Here is a 21,830-nt window from a genome sequence, read left to right as displayed (position 1 = left end):
GAAAAATTTATCGTTTTATTTAAGGGGGCTATTGTAATGAAAAAATATAATAAAGTTGTTCTAGCATACTCAGGAGGACTTGATACATCAGTAATAATTCCATGGCTTAAAGAGAACTATGGTTGCGAAGTTATCGCAGTCGTTGGAAATGTTGGACAAAAATCCGAACTAGAAGGTTTAGAAGAAAAAGCCTTAAAAACAGGAGCATCAAAAATTTACATAGAGGACTTAACAGAAGAATTCGTAAATGATTATATTTTCCCAACAATTCAAGCTGGAGCTATATATGAAGGAAAATATCTTTTAGGTACTTCTTTTGCAAGACCTCTTATAGGTAAAAGAATGGTTGAAATAGCAAAAAAAGAAGGTGCTGATGCTATTTGTCACGGATGCACTGGTAAAGGTAATGACCAAGTAAGATTTGAATTAGCTATAAAAGCATTTGCACCAGAAATGCCAATTATAGCTCCTTGGAGAATATGGGACATAAAATCAAGGGAAGAAGAAATAGCTTATGCTTTAGAAAAAAAGGTTCCTATAAAAATAAGCTATGAAACAAACTATAGTAAAGATATGAATCTTTGGCATCTAAGTCATGAAGGGCTAGATTTAGAAGATCCAAATAATGAACCAAACTATGAAAAGATTTTAGAACTTTCTACTACCCTTGAAAAGGCACCAGACAAAGCAACATACATCACTCTTTCTTTTGAAAAAGGAATTCCTGTAGCTTTAAATGGAGTTAAAATGGATGGAGTTAAACTTCTTGAAGAACTTAATAAATTAGGTGGAGAAAATGCAATAGGAATTACCGACATGGTTGAAAATAGACTAGTTGGTATGAAATCTAGAGGTGTTTATGAAACTCCAGGTGGAACAATCCTTTATAAAGCACATAAAGATTTAGAAGAGTTATGCTTAGATAAAGAAACTGCCCACTATAAAGAGCAAGTTGCTTTAAAATTTGCAGATATTGTATATAACGGATTATGGTTTACTTCACTTAGAGAAGCTCTACACTCTTTTGTACTAAAAACTCAAGAAACAGTAACTGGAGAAGTAAAACTTAAATTATATAAAGGAAATGTAGTTAATGCAGGCATGACATCTCCTTATTCATTATATAGCGAAGAATATGCAACATTTGGTGAAGACGCTGTATATGATCAAAAGGATTCTGCTGGATTTGTTAATCTTTTTGGTCTTCCAATAGTCGTTCATGCCAAAATGAATGCAAAAATAAAAAGTGAGGAAAAATAAATGAAACTTTGGGGCGGACGATTCAAAAAAGGAACAAGTGATTTAGTTAATGATTTCAACTCTTCTATCAGAGTTGATTCAAGAATGTATAAAGAAGACATAGAAGGAAGTTTAGCTCATGTAAAGATGCTAGGGAAACAAGGTATAATTCCAAAAGCATCTAGCGATAAAATTGAAAGTGGATTAAATGAAATCTTAACTCGCATGGAAAATGGGGTTATTGAAATAGATTCATCTTCAGAAGACATTCACAGTTTTGTAGAAGGAACACTAACATATTATATAGGACCTTGTGGAAAAAAACTTCATACAGGTAGAAGCAGAAATGATCAAGTAACTTTAGATTTAAGAATGTATTTAAAGAAAGCTCAGAAAGATATTATATCTGATATTCTTTCACTTCAAGAAGTTATATTTAATAAATCTAAGGAAAATATATCTACTATAATGCCAGGATATACTCATATGCAAAAAGCTCAACCTATAACTCTAGCTCATCATCTGCTTGCATATGGTGAAATGCTTAAAAGAGATATTGGTCGTTTACAAGATTGCTACAAGAGAACTGATGAAATGCCTTTAGGTTCAGGTGCATTAGCAACATCAACTTATCCAATCGATAGAATTGCCGTAGCAAAAGACCTTGGATTTTCAAAAATCACTTTAAATAGTTTGGATTCAGTTTCTGATAGAGATTATGTAATAGAAACACTTTCAGCTCTTTCTATGATTATGATGCACCTATCAAGATTTTCTGAAGAAATTATTCTTTGGTGTACTAATGAATTTAGTTTTATAGAACTTGATGATGCCTATAGTACTGGAAGTTCTATAATGCCTCAGAAAAAAAATCCTGATGTAGCTGAACTTATAAGAGGTAAAACTGGTAGAGTATATGGAGATTTAATGACTCTTCTTACTGTGATGAAAGGCATACCTCTAGCTTACAACAAAGATATGCAAGAAGATAAAGAATGTCTTTTTGATGCATTAGATACTATTACACTTTCTCTTAAAACTTTTACCGGAATGTTAAAAACAATGAAAGTTAATAAAGACAATATGAGAAAAGGGGCTGCTGGTGGATTTACTAACGCTACAGATCTTGCAGATTACCTAGTTAAAAAGGGTGAAGCTTTTAGAACTGCACATGGAATAGTTGGAGAAATAGTACTTCACTGCATAAAAGAAAATAAAGCTATCGAAGATCTTTCTATAGAAAAGCTCAAAGAATTCTCTCCTATTTTTGAAGAGGATGTATATAAAGCAATAGACTTATTTACATGTGTTGAGGAAAGAAAGGTTATTGGTGGTCCATCTTCTCAATCTGTAAATATACAACTAGATGCTTTAAAAAAATTTATAGAAGAAACTAAAGGGGGCCTATAAAATGATAAAAGTCGGTATTATTGGGGCTACTGGCTATGTTGGAGCTGAATTACTCAGAATACTTTTAAATCATAAGGATGTAACTGTATCAGCAATAAGTTCAGTATCTTTTGAAGGAGAAGAAATATCATCAATATATAAAACATTCATAGATAAAACTAATTTAAAATGTGAAACTATTGAGGATGTACTAGAAAAATCCGAAATAATTTTCACTGCTCTTCCACATGGATTAAGTGAAGATATAGCATCAAAATGTATAGAGCACGGAAAAATTTGTATTGATATGGGTGCTGACTTTAGATTATCAAAGGAAGAAAATTACAAACTTTGGTATGAAAAAGATTTTTCTCATCCTGCAATCCATAAAGAAAGTGTTTATGGATTGCCTGAATTTAATAGAACAAAAATTAAGAAAGCTAAGCTTATAGCTAATCCTGGCTGCTATCCAACTTCTATAGAACTTGGATTAATGCCTCTACTTAAGAATTCTTTAATTGAAACTAAGGGAATAATTTGTGACTCTAAATCAGGTGCTACTGGCGCTGGTAGAGGGTTAACGCTTTCTAGCCACTTTGCAGAATTAAACGAAAACTTTGCACCTTATAAAGTTGGAGGTCATAGACATACCCCTGAAATTGAAGAAACCCTTGGTTTTATGGCAAGTGATAATGTTACAGTAACCTTTACTCCTCATTTACTTCCAATAAGTAGAGGAATAATTTCAACTATTTACTGTACACCTAAAAACCAAGTTTATTTAGAGAAAATTCATGATCTATATATTGAAGCTTACAGAGATGAACCATTTGTTAGCGTACTACCTTTAGGCGAAGTAGCCTGTACTAAAAATGTTAGGTACTCTAACTACTGCCACATATCACTTCACTTAAATCATAGAAAAGATCAAATAATAGTGGTTAGCGCAATAGACAATATGGTTAAAGGTGCTGCAGGGCAAGCAGTGCAAAATATGAACATTCTATTAGGACTTGATGAAAAAGAAGGATTAAACTTTATTTCACCATCCTTTTAATAAAAAGGGGGCAATTAATTTGAATATAAATGTAATTGAAGGTGGAGTTACTGCTCCAAAAGGATTTCTAGCTTCAGGCATTCATTGTGGTTTGAAGAAAAATGAAGAAAGTAAGGATTTAGCCTTAATCTATTCAGAAAAACCTGCTTCAGCTGCTGGAGTATTTACGAGCAATAAAGTAAAGGGGGCTCCTATATATGTTTCAAAAGAACATCTATCTAACGGGTTTGCTCAAGCAGTAATAATAAACAGTGGAAATGCAAATACCTGCAATGGTGATGATGCCCTTGGAAAGGCTAAACGTATGGCATCTTCTGAAGCTAAAGAATTAAATATTAATACAGAAGATGTATTAGTAGCTTCAACTGGGGTTATTGGGGTACCTCTTAATATAAAAGCTATTGAACAAAATGTTGGCAAATTAACAGAATCTCTTTCTAAAGAAGGTTATAAAGATGCTTCTGAAGCAATTATGACTACTGATACAGTAAAAAAGGAACTTGCTATAAATATAGAAATTGGGAATAAAGTTATAACACTCGGTTCTATGGCAAAGGGTTCTGGAATGATAGAACCTAATATGTGTACAATGCTTGCTTTCATTACTACTGATATAAACATCTCTCCTACTCTTTTAAAGGAAGCTCTAAAAGATTCTGCCGATGTTAGTTTTAACAGAATAAGTGTAGATGGAGATCAAAGTACTAATGATAGTTTATTCATATTAGCTAATGGTCTAGCAGAAAATGATGAAATTACAGAAAAAAACGAAAACTACTATGCTTTTTTAGAAGCATTAAAATATATAAGCATAAATTTAGCAAAAAAAATGGCTCAAGATGGAGAAGGTGCAACTAAATTATTAGAGTGCAAAATAATTGGTGCAAATAGTGAAGAAGATGCTCTTCTACTATCAAAAAGTGTAATTAATTCTAGTTTAGTTAAAACAGCTATGTTTGGTTGTGATGCTAATTGGGGACGAATCCTCTGTGCATTAGGATATTCAGGAGTAGATTTTGACCCAGATAAAGTAAATGTTTATTTTGAAAGTTTGGCTGGTTCAATTATAGTATGTAAAAATGGTTCATCTGTAAATTTTGATGAAGATGAAGCTCTTAAAATCCTTAAAGAAAAAGAGATTTTAATTAAAGTTGAACTTTCTATAGGTGATTACGAAGTCTCCACTTGGGGTTGTGACTTAAGTTATGACTACGTAAAAATCAATGGTGATTATAGAAGTTAATTTAGGAGGAATAATAAGATGAACCATAGTGATCGTGCTGATATATTAGTTCAATCTTTACCATATATACAACAATATAATGGAAAGATAATAGTTGTTAAATATGGCGGTAACGCCATGGTAAGTGAGGAACTAAGAGAAACTGTAATAAATGATATTGTATTAATGAAATGTGTTGGATTTAAGCCAATTGTAGTTCATGGTGGTGGTCCAGATATAACAAGTTTTCTTGAACGTCTTGGAGAAAAAAGCAAGTTTGTAAACGGGCTAAGATATACAGATGAAAAAGCTATTGAAGTAGTTCAAATGGTCCTTGGAGGAAAGGTTAATAAAGATCTCGTTTCTTTAATTGAAAAAGCCGGTGGAAAAGCTATTGGTATTTGCGGTATGGATGGCTCACTTCTTAAAGCAAAAAAATTAGAAGGAACTGTTGATTTAGGATATGTTGGCGAAATAACTTCTGTTAATCCTGATATATTGAATATGGCATTGTCTTCAGACTACATTCCTGTTGTAGGAAGTGTTGCTTTAGGTGAAAATGATAATTCACTTTATAACATAAATGCTGACCTTTGCGCAGCCAAAATTGCAGCTGCTTTAAAAGCTGAAAAATTAGTTTTATTAACAGATGTTCCCGGGGTATTAAGAGATCCTAGTGATCCTGCTTCTCTAATATCTGTATTAAGACTTCATCAAGTACCAAAGTTATCTTTTGAAGGAATAATTAAGGGTGGTATGATTCCTAAAATAGATTGTTGCGTGGAAGCTGTTCGCATGGGTGTTGAAAGAGCACATATTATTGACGGCAGAATCCCTCATTCTATACTCTTGGAATTATTCTCTCATGAAGGTATTGGAACCATGATTTATTAGGAGATGATTAAATGAAAAATTCACTTATGAGCACATATGCTCCCCTCTCTCCTATTCTTTCTAAAGGAGATGGGGTTTATTTATATGATACAAAAGGAAATAAATATTTAGATTTTACAAGTGGAATTGGGGTTAATTCCTTAGGATATTCACATCCTAAATGGACAAAGGCTGTAAATGATCAAATTAATACTTTACAACACTGTTCTAATATATTTTTAAATCCAGTTACCGTTGAACTTAGTAATAAATTAACTTCACTTGCAAAAATGGATAAGGTTTTCTTCGCCAACTCTGGTGCCGAAGCCAATGAAGGAGCACTTAAACTTGCTAGAAAATATAGTTTTGATAAATACGGAAAAAATAGAAATAAAATTTTATCATTAAAACAATCTTTTCATGGAAGAACTCTAGCAACTTTAACTGCAAATGGTCAAGAAAAATTTCATAATTACTTCTTCCCTTTCCCAGAGGGATTTGATTACGTTGAAGCAAACAATATTAATGACTTTAATTCTAAATTAACAGATGATGTATGTGCAATAATTATGGAAGCTGTTCAAGGAGAGGGGGGAATTCATCCCCTTCATAAAGACTTTGTTACAGAAGTTGTTTCTATTTGTAATAGTAAAGATATAGTTGTAATCTTTGATGAAGTTCAAAGTGGAATTGCTAGAACTGGCAAACTTTTTGGATTTAATAACTTCGACGTTAAAGCAGACATTATAACACTTGCAAAAGGACTTGGGGCTGGACTTCCTATTGGAGCAGTGCTTTGTAATGAAAATTTATCTAATGTGTTTAATCCAGGTGATCACGGAACAACTTTTGGAGGTAATCCTGCAGTATGTGCTGGAGCATTAGTTGTATTAGATGAAATATGTAATGATAAGACTTATAATTCAGTTACTAAAAACAGTAAATTATTAAAAGATAAATTAACAGCTGCAAATTTAAACAAGATAGTTGAAGTTAGAGGTATAGGCTTAATGATAGGTATAGAGCTAAAAGGAAACTCTTCTGAAATTCAACAAAAAGCGATAGAAAAAGGGCTTTTGGTTTTAACAGCTGGAACAAATGTCATTAGACTTCTTCCACCTATAATTATAAACGAAGAAGAGATTTTAAAAGGGGCAAATATTTTAGTTGAGTTACTAAAGTAAAATTTATACATTGACTAAAAATTAACAACAAGAGGGGGCTTTTTTATGAAAAAAGATTTATTAAAAATGGATGACTTATCAAAAGATGATATTTTAGATATTCTAAATACTGCAGACCAATTAAAGTATGAGCACAAACATAACATCCCACATGAGCACTTAAAAGGGAAAAGTCTTGGAATGATTTTTGAAAAAAGTTCAACAAGGACTAGAGTATCCTTCGAAGTTGGAATGTATCAGCTTGGTGGCAATGCACTATTTTTAAGCAGTAGAGATCTACAAATTGGTAGAGGTGAACCTATAGAAGATACAGCTAGAGTATTATCAAGGTTCATTCAAGGGATAATGATAAGAACATACTCCCAAGAAGAAGTAGAAACCTTAGCCAAATATTCTTCTATTCCTATAATTAATGGGTTAACAGACTTAGAGCATCCATGTCAAGTACTTGCTGACTTAATGACTATTAGAGAATATAAAAATATACTAGAAGGTTTGAAAGTTGCTTATATTGGAGATGGTAACAATATGGCTCACTCCCTTATAATAGGCACTTTAAAAATTGGAATGAATATTTCAATCGCTTGTCCTAAAGGCTATATGCCTAAAGAAGAATATATAGCTCGTGGTAAAGAATTATCAGAATTAGAAGGTACTAAATTTATTATAACAACTTCCCCTGAGGAAGCTGTTATAGATGCTGATGTCGTAATAACTGATGTTTGGGCTAGTATGGGGCAGGAAGATGAGGCCAAAATACGAAAAGAAGCTTTTGTAGGCTTCCAAATAAATAAAAAATTAATGGAACTAGCAAAATCCAATGCACTTGTACTCCATTGTCTGCCAGCTCATCGTGGAGAAGAAATAACTGGTGACATAATTGATGAACACTCAAATGAAATCTTCGATGAATCTGAAAACAGACTACATGCTCAAAAAGCTGTTTTGCTAAAACTAATGAAAAACAATTACTAAAATTCTGAGAAGTTGTTTCTTTTTTAACAATTTGAAGTTATAATAAAGAGTGGTGGGAGAAATACATTATATATTTTTCCCAAATATATTCACAATAATTGGAGGTTTAGTTATGTTAGTTTCAGCTAAAGAAATGTTAAACAAGGCTAGAGATGGGAAATATGCTGTAGGTCAATTTAACATTAATAACTTAGAATGGACTAAAGCCGTTCTATTAACTGCACAAGAAAACAATTCACCAGTTATCCTTGGAGTTTCAGAAGGTGCTGGAAAGTATATGGGTGGTTACCATGCAATCGTAGGTATGGTTAACGGATTACTTCAAGATTTAAAAATAACAGTTCCTGTAGCATTACACTTAGATCACGGTAGCTTTGATGGAGCTTATGCTTGTATTGAAGCTGGATTCTCATCAGTAATGTTTGATGGATCTCACTATTCAATAGAAGAAAATATCGAAAAAAGTAAGAAGCTTATTGCTGACGCTTCAGCTAAGGGAATCTCAGTTGAATGTGAAGTTGGTTCAATAGGTGGAGAAGAAGATGGAGTTGTTGGTGCTGGTGAAATTGCTGATGCAAATGAATGTAAGCAAATCGCTGATTTAGGAGTTACAATGTTAGCTGCTGGTATCGGTAATATCCACGGACAATATCCTTCAAACTGGGCTGGTTTAGCATTTGATGCTTTAGAAAACATTAAGAATACTGTTGGAGAAATGCCATTAGTACTTCACGGTGGTACTGGAATTCCAGAAGATATGATTAAGAAAGCTATCTCTCTTGGAGTTGCTAAAATCAACGTTAACACTGAATGTCAATTATCATTTGCTGCAGCTACAAGAAAGTATGTTGAAGCTGGTAAGGACTTAGAAGGTAAGGGATTTGACCCTAGAAAACTTCTTGCTCCAGGATTTGAAGCTATAAAGGCTACTGTAAAAGAAAAGATGGAACTTTTCGGTTCAGTTAACAAAGCTTAATTTCTGTTAACTAAACAAATTATTTTTTACAATAAAAACACAGCATTCATTATAATATGTATGCTGTGTTTCTTTAATTTACTTACTTATCTTTCTTATTCTCCTTATTATTTCCTTTATCTGTATTTCCTTGAGAACCTTGAGACTTGTTTTCTGACTTCTTTTCCTCTGCCTTATTTACATTTTCTTTTGCTGGAGTAGTGCTTGTTTCTTTATTTTTATTAACTTTTTCTTTAACCTCTTTATTTTCATTTTTTTCTTTAACTGAATTCATTGAATTTGTTGAGTTCGTTAATTCACTTTGAGTAGCTTCACTTTCTCCTTGTTGCTCTTGATCTTCTGTATTAGTAGCATTTCCTTCAGTCTTAACCCTTTGCTCTTCCTTATTGGCTTTAGTTGCTTTCATTATATCTTTTACCGGTTTATTAAGCCATTCTTCAATTGATATATCGTCTGGATTTGCTGCACTCTTTTGTAGTTTTTCAACTAAATTTAATTTTCCAGGTGTAACACCTAATTCTCTAGCTTCTAAAACTCTTTCTCTTCCAACACTAAGAGCTTCTACTTCAGCATTTAAATTATTCTCTTCAAGGGTTTTTTCAGCATCTGTTTTTAATTCATCTGCTAACTTCTCAGCATCAGATGCATTTTTCTCATCTTCGCTAGATGTAGAAATTACAATTCCTCCAGCTTCTTCTGTAATATATCCTTGCTCCGCAATTTCAGAAACAGTATTTTTTATAGCTTCATCAATAGTTTTATTCTCAACATCAATATTATTAATTATTTCTTGTCCATCATCATTAACAGCATTGACATCAATAACCCTGTCTAAGGAATTAACTGTGTATTCTATTGATGGATTTACATCAAGACTTACGTAAGCATATGGTTTATTATATGCATAAGCTCCGCTCGCTCCAGTTAAGAAAACAATTAATCCTGCTGCAACTGCAACTATTTTTATCTTTGACTTTTTCACAATGCTTCTCTTCATTTGAATTTCCTCCCCGATTTGGTAATTATCATTTTTCACTTTGATTATGCTACCATTATCAGAAAGTACAACTGCATTTTTATTCTTAATTTCCACAACTATACATTTCATTTATGTTAACTCCTTTCTGATAAAACGCATATAACTAGCAAGGTGTGGATAATCTCCGGACATTATCACAACTGCTGCTATTATATACTTTCGATGCCTCTCCAGAACTTTTCGGGGTACTTTTATATTTTTTTCAATATTTTTTATAGGAAGTTTTCCACATTCAATAAGTTCATTATATACAATTTCATTTTTTATTATATATGCTACTGCTTTGGCACAAGCATACTTAGTTTTTTCTGATTTTGGCGAAACTTTAATTAAGTCATGAAAAGAAAATCCATATAAATTTAATTTTTCTGTGACTTCTTCAATTTCCAGTTTGGCAGAACTTTCAATTGAAGTTTCTGAAAGTTTTTTTACAATTTCATAATTAATCTTTTCATCCTCTTCATCAAATTGTGAGTTACCTTGAAAAACATATGAATCTACTGAAATTTCATTCTTAGATCTAGATTCTTTTCTTATATAATCAATTATTCGCCTCTTAATAACTAATTCAGCTAAACTATAAAAACTACCTTTTTCAATTTTATAATTTCTTATCGCTTCGTTAAAAGCATTTAACGCAATAGACCATTCATCATCATTTTTAGTTATATACTTACTTGTAACCTTTGAAGCCATTTTAATTATAAAAAATTCATTATCAGTAATTAATCTTTCATGTATTCGTTCATCTTCCTGAGCCTTAATAACTAATTCATCAATCTCTCTCAAAAACTTCACCTATTTCTATTATTAATTCTTCCTTTGTTAAACATAATCTATTTTTCTATATAATTTATAACATGCTTGATTATCATATTAATACTTCCATCACCATTGCGCTGAATTTCAAACTTACTATTATCATGATATGTTTCCTGATTTATATACAAATCTATTTCCCTATCAATCTTTAATCTTACTCTTTTTAACTTTTTCTCTACCCATGTTTTATCCACATTCACATTTTCATTTAGCCCTTGTCCTTTAACAAAAATTGAGAAATCTTCTTTAACTTGAAGTTCTCCCTCAAATAATTTATCTCCAAACAATTCAGTTGAAAGTTCATCTATATTAACTGTGTCTTCCTCCTTAAGTTTACTCTTCACAGCTGTTCTAATTAATTCTGCTTTAACCGCATCATTAGCATAATTCTTTCTAGTCCAATTTTCCGTTGCCTTTAAAAAAGTTTTAGTCATATCCCGTTCATTGGTTATTATAGAACAACCTAAGAAACTACTTACAAAGTAATTAGCTCCATAATCTTCTTCATCTTTACTCTTTTTTTGTTTATCTAATACCATCAAATTATATGTATCTTCTTCTTTTATTGGCCTAATGAAAGCTGCTTTTTGTATCTTTTGGCTGCTTCCTGGAAGTCCAGCTGACTGAGGCACTATCCCTATTCCTATTTTATCTCCAACGAAATCTACTTGATGAGTAAAATTTCTTACATAATCCATCTTAAGAATAGCTATCATAGGCCCTTGATCAGTTATAATTGATGCTACAATTAAATCACAAGAAGGTATATTTACGTTGCCCTTCATAATTAAAAATAATTGTCTAGCTAATTCCTTAGATAATTTTATCAAATCATTATCTATCCCATTCAAATAATCTTGAACTATCTCCTTTGCTATATTTCTTTCAGAATTAAATACAGCATATTTTAATTCTTCATCTTTTAAGCATTTTTCCATATGCTTAAATAGAAACTTATATGTATCTTCATCTAATTGTAAATTATATTCATTTAATATAGGTTCTTCTCCATTAGAGTCTAATATATGTATAACTGCTTCACTTATATTTATATCACTAATATAATCCACTTTTCTTCACCTCATATTTTATTACATAACTTATTTTATCATTAAACTGACTAAAAAATAAACTAGCGTTAAATCATAATCATCTTTTACTAAAATAAAAAATCAGCCCTAAGGCTGATTTTAATAATCTGAGCTGGAAACTAACTTTGCACATACAAGTAATCTCCCATCATCAACATCATAATCACAAGTTGATAAAGTTATTATTTTGTCTTCCTGTGTAAATTTAACTCTTCCTAAATCAAACATTGATTTTTCTTTTAATTTATTAGTATAAGCTACATATTCATCATAAGACGAAAACCTATCTTGATATGACTCATTATTAGCTTTCTCAAAAAATACTGAAAAAACTTCATACTGTAGCAATTTATCTTTTGTATTTATATAAATAGAGGTATCTTTTGAAAATGATTCTTCTTTGAACTTCATCAAATCTGCAAACATGCTTCCATCTTTCATATGATGTCCATGAATTATCGTATTCTTATCAATAAAAGGCTGAGTATTATTTGATGAAATAAATATTGAACCACCACTATTCTCTTCTTTCTTGAAGTTATGATTCAGATAGTAATCATTATTATTAGTTTGAGTTAAAGGATAACTGATATTTGTACCAGGTATATAAATCCATCCTTTAAAATCATTATTCATTTCATACAACTTTTGATAATCTTCTGCCTTGAATTTAAACTTCTCTCCACCATTTTCATCAATCTTTTCTGGAGAATATTCCCTGATCTCATCATATGCCTTAGAGTTATTATGATATCCACTCCATATATTGTACAACTTATAAGCACACACTATAAAAACAATTAGCGAAATAGAAAATATAACTTTCCTAATTATTTCTTTTACCGATAACTTTTCCCCCATAGTAATCTATACCTTAACCTAACTCTAATGCTATTTCCATCATTTGAGTAAAAGTAGTTTCTCTCTCTTCTGGAGTAGTTTCTTCGCCCTTAAACACATGATCTGATATTGTAAGTATTGATAAAGCTTCGACTCCATATTTAGCTGCCACAGTATATAATTCAGCAGTTTCCATTTCCACAGCTAGACATCCATAATCTGCCCATAACTTAATAGATCCATTTGTATCATCATAAAATAAATCTGAAGATAACACATTTCCTACTTTGACATTAGCTCCTTTTTCTATTCCTTTATTGTAAGCTTTTAATAGTAATTCGAAATTTGCAGTAGGTGCATAATCCATACCATTAAATCTTCTCTTATTAATTCCTGAATTTGTTGAAGCACTTTGTGCTAATACAATATCTCTAACATTAACATTATCATTTAACGAACCTGCTGACCCTATTCTAATTAATCTCTTTGCCCCGTAAAATCTTATTAATTCATTAACATAAATTGAATGAGATGGAAGTCCCATACCTGTCCCCTGTACTGATATTCTCTTTCCTTTGTATGTTCCTGTATATCCGTACATTCCTCTTACTGTATTATAACATTTAGCATCTTCTAAATAATTCTCCGCTATATATTTTGCTCTCATAGGATCTCCTGGTAAAAGTACTGTTTCTGCTATAGATCCTTCCTCTGCCATTATGTGTAAATGTTTAGCCATAATTATTTCCTCCTATTGTTTTTTACTTAATATAACAAAACTTTATATAACTCCATTATACTAATTGTATTTATCAAATAAAAGGGTAAAATAATTTTATATATCTATTTGTGGTATAATAAACTAATCATATTTTAAACTTTAGGAGATAAAATAATATGAATGAACTAGAAACAAGAATAATTAAAATTGATGTTGCACATATTAGACACATACTTCTAGAAAGTGGTGCAAAAAAAGTTAAAGAAGAAAATCAAACTAATGATATCTATGATTTTGAAGATGGGCGCCTGTTAAATAATAAAGGCTACGCTAGAATAAGAACTATAGATGACCTACTAAATAAAAGAGAAATATATTTTATGACCACAAAAAAGCTCTTATCTCAAGGTCGTTTTAAGGAAATGGAAGAAAATGAAGTTATAGTAGACAATAAAATTGCTGCTGAAGGTATTTATACATCTCTTGGCTTAGTACTTAAGCAATCTATAAAAAAATATAGAGAAAGCTATGAGTTAGAAGATGGCTTAGTAGAAATAGATATAAACGATACTACCTTTTGCCCATTTCCATACATTGAAATAGAAACAGATTCTGAAGAAAAGCTTGAAAGAATTGTTAAATTGCTTGGATATAATATGGAAGATACAACTTCTAAGACAATCTATGAATTGATAGAAGAAAACAAATAAAAAAAGGTGGCTAATCCACCTTTTTTATTTATTTTGCTATTCTTCCTTCTGCTATCCCACATTGAAGATAATGATCAAAATATGCTTTGTTATCTCCTCCAAATGCCTTTTCCAAATCCTTATAATTTTTCTTATATACCTTTATATTGAAATCTTCACTTCCAATTCTGCCTTCTTTCATTCCAGATACTAAGAAGTGATTTATAACTCCATTATGATCATTTCCGTAAACATTTGCTACATCTGGATTATTCTTAATATAATATGCCATATCAAATACAGGTGAAAGTTTTCTATTTTCCTTATAACCATCACTTAAGAAATGATCATATGCAGCTTGGTAATTATCTTTTCCAAAAGCAGCTATAAGATCAGGGCTCTTGCTCAAATAGTATCTTACATCAAATACTTCTGATGCAGAACGACCTTCCTTTATTCCATCACTTATAAAATGCTTAGCTAATTGTACTTTATTATATCCAAAAGTCTTTTTCAAATCTGGATACTTATCTGCATAGAATTTTGCATCGAATATTAAATTTGCAGTATTCGTTTTAAATACTATGTCATTAGCAATACGACCTTCATTAATACCACCTGTTAAATAATGGTCATAATATGCTTGATTATCATTACCAAATGCATTTCTCAAATCCTCATAATTGAATTTATACATCTCCAAATTGAAGTTTGCACTTGCATTTCTTCCTTCTTTCATTCCATTAGTTAAGAAATGTTTCATTATTCCTTCATGATCTGCTCCATATGTATTAGCTACATCTGGATTATTTTTTATATATGTTTCCATATTAAATACTGGTGAAAGATCTCTTGATTCCTTATAACCAGAAGTTATGAAATGGTTATATGCAGCTTGATAATTATTAGCTCCAAACGCATTTATAAGATCTTTGTTATGACTCAAATAGTATCTTACATCAAATACTTCTGATGCTCCACGTCCTTCTTTTATTCCATTACTATAAAAATGATTACTAAATTGATTAACATCATGCCCAAAAGTATCTCTTAAATCTTTATACTTATCGTGATATAGATTTGCATTGAATAATAAATTTTCAAGACTAGATCTAATAGGAGTTTCTATTATTCTCCTAGCTCTCCAGAACTTCCAAATTGGCGATATTTTTACTACATCTCCTGTTTCAGGTGCATGTATCATTTGTCCATTACCAACGTAAATGCCTACATGTCCAGCATGTGGAAACACTAAATCTCCAGGTTGTAGTTCACTTTGCGATACCTCTCTACCTTGCTTGACCTGTGCATATGTATCTCGGCCAATATCAATATTAGCTACTTTTTTATATACATATAATGCAAGCCCTGAACAGTCAAACCTATCAGGCCCTGTTTCTCCATATACATATGGTTTTCCTAAATGATTTATTGCTTCATTTACAATAGCTTGTCCACTAACTGGAGCTGCATTCGCCACAATAGAACTCCCTAGTATAGTTGTTACTACCATTAAAATTGATAGCATAAAACTTAAAAATATTTTTATACTTTTCTTATTTTTTGACATATTTATCCCCCTATCTAACATTCATGTTAAATTATATATTATTATAAATAAATTAGTCAATATAGGTTCTATATTTATCCTTAACCATTTTATACCTTAAGATGAATTATATATTTCAATGATCTATACTTCCCAAATTCCTGTTTTTTTAAGTTATCTTAAAAAATAGTTATTTTTTGCAATTAAATACATAATTTAAATAAATATTAAAACAAAATCAACTTTATATAAAGCTGCAAATTCTAAAAATGCCACATACAAAAATTATTTTATTTAACATTTGTGTTAAAACAAAAAAGTGGCAATGCCACTTTTTAAGTTTTTAATGGAGATTTATAATTGTTCTCTTCGTATAGTTGATTTTCTAAAAAACTCCATAAGTTTCTCTTTATCATCATCGTATATGGCTTTCTTTATCAAATCTAACTCTAACTCAAAATTATTTATTGCTTTCAACAAATTGTTCTTATTTCCCAGGAAAAGTTCACTCCAAAGTTCTTCATTTATATTAGCTATACGAGTTAAATCTCTATAACTATCCCCAATAAAACTACCAGTATCTCTGTTTTCTTCATCACTATTAATAAGAGCAACAGCCATAGCATGTGGCAGTTGTGAGGTAAACCCTATCATTTCGTCATGAAATTCTGGCGTTATTCTACGTACTCTTTTAAACCCTATTTCCCTGGCTAAATTCTCTACAACTTTAATGTTTTTCTCTTTATTTCTTTCAATAGGAGTTATTATATAATTTGCATTTTGAAATACTTTATCTGTAGCAAAATCGATACCTTTTTTTTCTCTACCAGCCATAGGATGTCCAAAAACAAAGTCAACCTCCTCTGGCAAAATATTCATTATATCTTTAATAAACATTCCTTTTATCCCAGTTGCATCAGTTATTATAGAGCCTTTTTTAAAATTGTCTCTATTTTTCTCAACAAACCTTGCTACAAGCTTTGGATAAATAGATAAAATTATCAAATCTGCTTTTTCGAAAAATTTTTCTCCTGAAGTACATCCAGCTCTAATTATCCCAAGAGTTTCAGCCTTTTTCAAAGTTTTTTCATCAACATCAACCCCATAAACATCTTTGTAGCCAACTTTATTAAGTGCCATAGCAAACGAGCCACCAATTACTCCAAGTCCTACAATTACAATATTCATGCCGTTCCCCCTAAATTTCTTTAGATTCAAGCTTTGCAAGAACTTTAATCTTTTCCATCAAACTTCTAAAGTTTTCTGGTTTTATTGATTGTTGTCCATCACTTAATGCATTTTCCGGGTCATTATGAACTTCTATCATAAGCCCATCAGCTCCAGCCACTATCGCAGCTTTTGCCATTGGTTCTACCAAGTACCAGTATCCTCCAGCGTGACTTGGATCTATTATTATTGGTAAATGGGATAATCTCTTAACAACTGGAATTGCGCTTAAATCCAATGTATTTCTTGTATAAGGTTCAAAGGTTCTTATTCCTCTTTCACAAAGAATAACATTTTCATTTCCACCTGCCATTATATATTCAGCTGACATCAACCATTCTTCAATAGTTGCAGATAATCCACGTTTTAGAAGAATTGGTTTGTCTGTCTTACCTATTTGTTTTAATAGATCAAAGTTTTGCATATTTCTTGCACCTATCTGGATCACATCAACATTTTCTACAAAATCATCTATATAATCTGTTGACATAAGTTCAGTTACTATTTGAAGCCCTGTTTCCTTTTTAGCTAATTTTAATAATTTTAATCCTTCAAGTTCTAACCCTTGGAAACTATATGGCGAGGTTCTAGGTTTAAATGCTCCACCTCTTAAGAAATTACCACCTGATGCTTTAACACTCTTTGCTACTTCTATAATCTGTTCTTCTGATTCAACTGAGCAAGGTCCAGCCATGATTCCTAAATTTTTACCACCAATTTTAACCCCATTTACATCAACTATTGTTGGTTCTTGCTTAAATAACTTATTAGCCTTTTTGAAAGGTTCTTGCACCTTTAACACCTTATCAACTCCATCTATTCTTGAAAGTTTGCTAGGATCTAATACAGATGTATCTCCAATACAACCAATTATAAAATTGGTCATACCCTTTGAAAGGTTTATTTTCAATCCCTTTCCTTCAACTATACTAATTACCTTTTTAATTTGTTCTTCCTCAGTTTTTGGTTTCATAATAATAATCATTACATATCCTCCTGTACTAATAAATTTTTTTCTTCTATCCTACTGTCCTAAAATAATATATAGTAAAAACTCTTCTAGAGTTTTACTCCTAAATCATTAATCTATCCATAAGTTCTTCTTTACACCTATTAACAACATCATTTATAGATCCAACATTTTTTACTATAATATCAGCTGCTCCATTATAAAGTTTATATCTCTCATCGTATAATTCATATAGTTTAAATGTACCATCCTTTAATAATGGTCTAGTGCTAACATTAACATCTTGAACTATTTCTTCTACAGGTCTATCAATAAATAAAATTATACAATCTTTTTTTAATATGTCTATGTTTTTACCAGTTTTTACAACCCCACCACCTGAAGCTATAACCGCTTTTTTTGTTTTAGCTAACTCTAGGCAGGATTCTGTCTCCCACTTTCTAAAGACATCTTCTCCTTCTTTAAATAACTGTGCTATAGTCTTATTGGAAATTTTTTGGATATGTTCATCCATATCATAAAAATTATAATTAAGTTTCTCTGAAAGATATTTCCCTAAAGTACTTTTACCACAGCCTGGCATACCAATTAAAATCACCTTATCTTTTATTGACATCATATAAGTTATTCCCCCTATTTAAACTTATTTTCTATTTCCTCATAAATTTTATTTAATACTTTCATGTCAATATTTCTATCAAGCCACAATTCCTCAGCTTTAACAGCTTGCCCAACTAGCATATATAAACCACCACAAGTTTTCTTTCCAAGTTCTTGTCCAAGTCTCATAAATTCAGTTGTTTCAGGATTGTATACTATATCTACTAAAGTATCATATTTTTTCAATATATCCTTAGTTACCGGTGATACCCCTACATTAGGATACATTCCTACAGGCGTAGTATTTATTATAATATCTCCATGAATATCCTTTAATTCAGCATAATCTATCAATTTCATCTTAGGATTTATCTTAATATCTTTATTTTTATCCCTACTTACTAAATAAATATTCTTAGCTTCTTCATCCATAAGATATGTAGCTACAGCTTTTGAAGCTCCACCAGTGCCTAAAATCACACAACTTTTACCCTTTACTTCTATATTATTTATTGAAAGCATACTACCAAATCCAAAATAATCAGTATTATATCCATATAACTTTCCATTCTTAAACAATATAGTATTTATAGCTCCAATTGCCTGAGCTTCTTTAGATATTTCATCAAGTTGATCCATTACTACTTCTTTATATGGTATAGTTACATTAACCCCTTTTATCTTTAATAACTTAATAGCTTCACCAAGTTTTCCTATATCTTCATTAGAAATCTCAAAAAGTTTATAAGCTCCTTCTACATTTAACAGCTCATATATTCTATTATTTATTTCTGGAGAAAGACTATGGGATAATCTTGCCCCAACCAAACCATAAAACTCCATGATTCTCCCCCTTAATTTATTCTTTTCTCATAAGCCCCTAATAATTTAAAATATGCAGAGTTTCTTTCTATGAGTTTTAAAGCACTAATTACTTCTTCGCTCTCTATATCCCCTTCAAAATCTACATATAAAAAGTATTTCCATGAACTATCCTTCATAGGTCTTGATTCAATCTTAATCATATTTATATTATTTTCTGCAAAATGTCTAAGTAATCTATATAATGTTCCAGCTTCATTTTCAAGTGAAAACATTACACTTACTTTATTTGAATTTTGAACTATATTTAGTTTTTTAGATATAATAATAAATCTTGTGTAATTATCCTTTTGATTATTTATACACTCCTTTATTATTTCTAGTCCATAAATCTTTGCTGCTCTTTTACTTGCAATTGCAGCTTTTGTCGTATCTGAAAGATCTTTTATAAGTTTTGCACTTGTTGCCGTATTATGAAACGGAATCATTTTCCAATGTTGATGTTTCTTTAAAAAATCACTACTTTGTTCAATTCCTTGAGGATGTGAATATATTTCGGTTATTTCTTCAACTTTAGTTCCTTTAATACCAACTAAATTTTGATCTATCCTTATGCACTCTTCTCCTACAATATAAAAACCGTAGTTTCTTAAAAGATCATAATTCTCAGAAATAGCCCCTGTTGATGAATTTTCAATTGGAACTATACCATATTCAACTTGGCCTAGCTCTATTGCCTTAAATACATCATCAAACCCTTCATAAGAAATTCTATTGCTATTGTCGCCAAAAAACTTTATAGCAGCTTCCTCTGTAAAAGAGCCATTCACACCAGGAAATCCAATCTTCTTATTCTTATCTATCTCAGATTTTTTTACTGCTATTTCTGATAACTTTTTAACATCTTCTATCATCCTTCTTTGTAGCCCTTTTCCAATTTCCATAATAACATTGAAAAACTTAACTATTTCATCTGAATAATTTTTGTTTTGTAGATTTTTTATAGCCTTTTCTAGTACCATATCTTCTCTATTCCTATGAAATATTTCAATATTATTTTCTTTTTTGTACTCTGCAACCTTAAGAACCATATTCATTCTTTTTTCAAATAAAATAGCTAATTCTTTATCAATATTATCTATTTCTTTCCTATAGTCTTCTAAATCTGCCATCCATATCTCTCCTTTATTAAATCAAGTATTCCGATAGCTGTTACGGCTTCTACAACTGGAATTGCTCTTTGGACTATGCATGGATCATGTCTTCCTTCAATAATTAATGTACCATCTTTTTCCTCTTTAATATTTACTGTATCTTGCTGTTTTGATATTGATGGCGTTGGTTTTATGGCTACCTTAAATATTATTGGCATACCACTTGTTATTCCCCCCAATATTCCCCCATTATTATTGCTTCTAGTTCTTACGCTATCTCCTTCATAGTAAAAGTCATCATTACTCTCAGATCCATAAACTTCAGTTATTCCGAAACCTAAACCAAACTCAACACCCTTTACTGCCGGTACTGAAAATAGAAGATGTGATAATATAGATTCTACAGAATCAAAGAATGGATTTCCTATACCTGGCTCTATACCAACTACAGCACATTCTATTGTTCCTCCTACAGAATCACCTTTTTTCTTTGCATCTAATATAGTTTTTCTAATTTCCTCTTCTTTAGATCTATCAACTAATGGCAATTCTTCTGTACTAAAACTTTGAAAATCTTCCTTGGATATACTTGTGTAATTAAAACTTTTATCTTTTATATTTTTTATACTATTTATATGTGCACCTATTTCTATTCCCTTTAATGCTAATACTTGCTTACATACTGCACCAGCAAATACTAATGGAGCTGTTATCCTTCCCGAAAAATGTCCTCCACCTCTATAATCATTAAATCCACCATATCTTATAGCTCCAGTATAATCTGCATGCCCTGGTCTCATTAAATCTTTAAGTTTTCCATAATCTTTTGAACGAGTATCAACATTTCTAATAACAGCGCATAGCGGAGTGCCTGTTGTTTTACCCTCAAAATATCCACTTAAAATCTCTGGAACATCACTTTCTTTCCTAGCTGTGGATAAATTATTTCTACCTGGCGCTCTCCTCTTCATTTCTTTATCAATTTTGCATAAATCTAAATCTATTCCTGAAGGAAGTCCATCTATAGTAACTCCAATAGCATTTCCATGAGACTCTCCAAATATGGATATCTTTAAATTATTTCCCCACATTCCACTCATCAAAACATCCTCCTAACATCTTAAAATCATCAAAAAAATGTGGATACGATTTAGATACGCATTCATAATCCTTTATAATTATTGGATCTTTACATATAGTTGATGCAATTGCTAGTGTCATTGCTATTCTATGATCCTTATGGCTCCATACCTCTATGCCACCACTAAGTTCATCTATACCATCTATAACTAACCCATCCTCTTTTTCACAAATCTTTGCACCTAACTTATTTAATTCTAACTTAACAGCCTTTAATCTATCGCATTCCTTTATTCTAAGTCTTTCGGCAT

20 protein-coding genes and 2 pseudogenes are annotated in these 21,830 nt (G+C 31.1%); 9 read left to right on the top strand and 13 right to left on the bottom strand.

What is annotated here, in order from left to right:
* Positions 1-36: 36 nt before the first annotated feature.
* The 8 genes from FAY47_RS10425 to fba all read left to right on the top strand — a co-directional run bounded on the left by FAY47_RS10425 (position 37) and on the right by fba (position 8,915).
* A complete protein-coding gene (locus FAY47_RS10425; protein ID WP_143316651.1) occupies positions 37-1,260 on the top strand; it encodes an argininosuccinate synthase in 1,224 nt (407 codons plus the stop codon).
* Positions 1,261-2,649 carry an argininosuccinate lyase gene (gene argH, locus FAY47_RS10420; RefSeq protein ID WP_143316650.1) on the top strand — a complete coding sequence of 463 codons (1,389 nt, stop codon included), beginning with the start codon at positions 1,261-1,263 and terminating at the stop codon, positions 2,647-2,649.
* A gap of 1 nt (position 2,650) precedes the next feature.
* A complete protein-coding gene (argC, locus tag FAY47_RS10415) occupies positions 2,651-3,685 on the top strand; it encodes an N-acetyl-gamma-glutamyl-phosphate reductase (protein ID WP_143316649.1) in 1,035 nt (344 codons plus the stop codon).
* A gap of 19 nt (positions 3,686-3,704) precedes the next feature.
* On the top strand, positions 3,705-4,928 hold the full coding sequence (argJ, locus tag FAY47_RS10410; RefSeq protein WP_143316648.1) for a bifunctional glutamate N-acetyltransferase/amino-acid acetyltransferase ArgJ: 1,224 nt from the start codon (positions 3,705-3,707) through the stop codon (positions 4,926-4,928).
* A gap of 18 nt (positions 4,929-4,946) precedes the next feature.
* Positions 4,947-5,801, top strand: coding sequence for an acetylglutamate kinase (gene argB / locus FAY47_RS10405; protein ID WP_143316647.1), 855 nt, complete (start codon positions 4,947-4,949; stop codon positions 5,799-5,801).
* An 11-nt stretch (positions 5,802-5,812) separates the two neighbouring features.
* Entirely contained in the window at positions 5,813-6,964 is a 1,152-nt protein-coding gene (locus FAY47_RS10400; protein WP_143316646.1) for an aspartate aminotransferase family protein, read from the top strand.
* 45 nt (positions 6,965-7,009) lie between these two features.
* Positions 7,010-7,939 carry an ornithine carbamoyltransferase gene (gene argF, locus FAY47_RS10395; RefSeq protein ID WP_143316645.1) on the top strand — a complete coding sequence of 310 codons (930 nt, stop codon included), beginning with the start codon at positions 7,010-7,012 and terminating at the stop codon, positions 7,937-7,939.
* Between the two features lie 112 nt (positions 7,940-8,051).
* Positions 8,052-8,915: a class II fructose-1,6-bisphosphate aldolase gene (gene fba, locus FAY47_RS10390; RefSeq protein ID WP_143316644.1), complete on the top strand. Its 864-nt coding sequence runs from the start codon at positions 8,052-8,054 to the stop codon at positions 8,913-8,915.
* An 82-nt stretch (positions 8,916-8,997) separates the two neighbouring features.
* On the opposite strand, the gene FAY47_RS10385 is transcribed toward fba, so the two are convergent.
* The 5 genes from FAY47_RS10385 to deoD all read right to left on the bottom strand — a co-directional run bounded on the left by FAY47_RS10385 (position 8,998) and on the right by deoD (position 13,446).
* A complete protein-coding gene (locus FAY47_RS10385) occupies positions 8,998-10,023 on the bottom strand; it encodes an anti-sigma factor domain-containing protein (protein WP_143316643.1) in 1,026 nt (341 codons plus the stop codon).
* Entirely contained in the window at positions 10,024-10,752 is a 729-nt protein-coding gene (gene sigI / locus FAY47_RS10380) for an RNA polymerase sigma-I factor (protein WP_143316642.1), read from the bottom strand.
* A gap of 38 nt (positions 10,753-10,790) precedes the next feature.
* A complete protein-coding gene (locus tag FAY47_RS10375; RefSeq protein ID WP_143316641.1) occupies positions 10,791-11,846 on the bottom strand; it encodes a nucleoid-associated protein in 1,056 nt (351 codons plus the stop codon).
* A gap of 120 nt (positions 11,847-11,966) precedes the next feature.
* Positions 11,967-12,728 carry a class B sortase gene (gene srtB / locus FAY47_RS10370; RefSeq protein WP_143316640.1) on the bottom strand — a complete coding sequence of 254 codons (762 nt, stop codon included), beginning with the start codon at positions 12,726-12,728 and terminating at the stop codon, positions 11,967-11,969.
* Positions 12,729-12,741: 13 nt separating this feature from the next.
* The gene (gene deoD, locus FAY47_RS10365) at positions 12,742-13,446 is read right to left on the bottom strand and encodes a purine-nucleoside phosphorylase (protein WP_143316639.1); all 705 of its coding nucleotides are present in this window, start codon (positions 13,444-13,446) and stop codon (positions 12,742-12,744) included.
* 158 nt (positions 13,447-13,604) lie between these two features.
* Between deoD and FAY47_RS10360 the strand changes: the two genes are divergently transcribed.
* A complete protein-coding gene (locus FAY47_RS10360; protein ID WP_143316638.1) occupies positions 13,605-14,138 on the top strand; it encodes a CYTH domain-containing protein in 534 nt (177 codons plus the stop codon).
* A gap of 1,105 nt (positions 14,139-15,243) precedes the next feature.
* Here FAY47_RS10360 and FAY47_RS20950 read toward each other — a convergent pair.
* The 8 genes and pseudogenes from FAY47_RS20950 to FAY47_RS20945 form a co-directional block, all read right to left on the bottom strand.
* Positions 15,244-15,582, bottom strand: a pseudogene (locus FAY47_RS20950) (C40 family peptidase); the annotation flags it as partial.
* 438 nt (positions 15,583-16,020) lie between these two features.
* Entirely contained in the window at positions 16,021-16,854 is an 834-nt protein-coding gene (locus FAY47_RS10350; protein WP_143316636.1) for a prephenate dehydrogenase, read from the bottom strand.
* 10 nt (positions 16,855-16,864) lie between these two features.
* Entirely contained in the window at positions 16,865-17,878 is a 1,014-nt protein-coding gene (gene aroF, locus FAY47_RS10345) for a 3-deoxy-7-phosphoheptulonate synthase (protein ID WP_143316635.1), read from the bottom strand.
* An 88-nt stretch (positions 17,879-17,966) separates the two neighbouring features.
* Positions 17,967-18,482, bottom strand: a complete 516-nt coding sequence (locus FAY47_RS10340; protein ID WP_347562796.1) for a shikimate kinase — start codon at positions 18,480-18,482, stop codon at positions 17,967-17,969.
* 14 nt (positions 18,483-18,496) lie between these two features.
* Positions 18,497-19,306 (bottom strand): shikimate dehydrogenase, encoded by an 810-nt coding sequence (aroE, locus tag FAY47_RS10335; protein WP_143316634.1) that lies wholly within the window; start codon positions 19,304-19,306, stop codon positions 18,497-18,499.
* An 11-nt stretch (positions 19,307-19,317) separates the two neighbouring features.
* Positions 19,318-20,457 (bottom strand): prephenate dehydratase, encoded by a 1,140-nt coding sequence (pheA, locus tag FAY47_RS10330; RefSeq protein WP_143316633.1) that lies wholly within the window; start codon positions 20,455-20,457, stop codon positions 19,318-19,320.
* The gene (gene aroC, locus FAY47_RS10325) at positions 20,445-21,539 is read right to left on the bottom strand and encodes a chorismate synthase (protein WP_143316632.1); all 1,095 of its coding nucleotides are present in this window, start codon (positions 21,537-21,539) and stop codon (positions 20,445-20,447) included. Before aroC ends, pheA begins: the two co-directional genes overlap by 13 nt.
* Positions 21,517-21,830: pseudogene (locus FAY47_RS20945) on the bottom strand (3-phosphoshikimate 1-carboxyvinyltransferase); the annotation flags it as partial. The pseudogene FAY47_RS20945 and the gene aroC, both read right to left, overlap by 23 nt.

The sequence above is a fragment of the Clostridium sp. HBUAS56017 genome, from assembly GCF_007115085.1.
Classification (GTDB): Bacteria; Bacillota; Clostridia; order Clostridiales; family Clostridiaceae; genus Clostridium; species Clostridium cibarium.
Note: the sequence above shows the minus strand (reverse complement) of the source record. Positions and strands in the feature narration are given on the sequence as shown.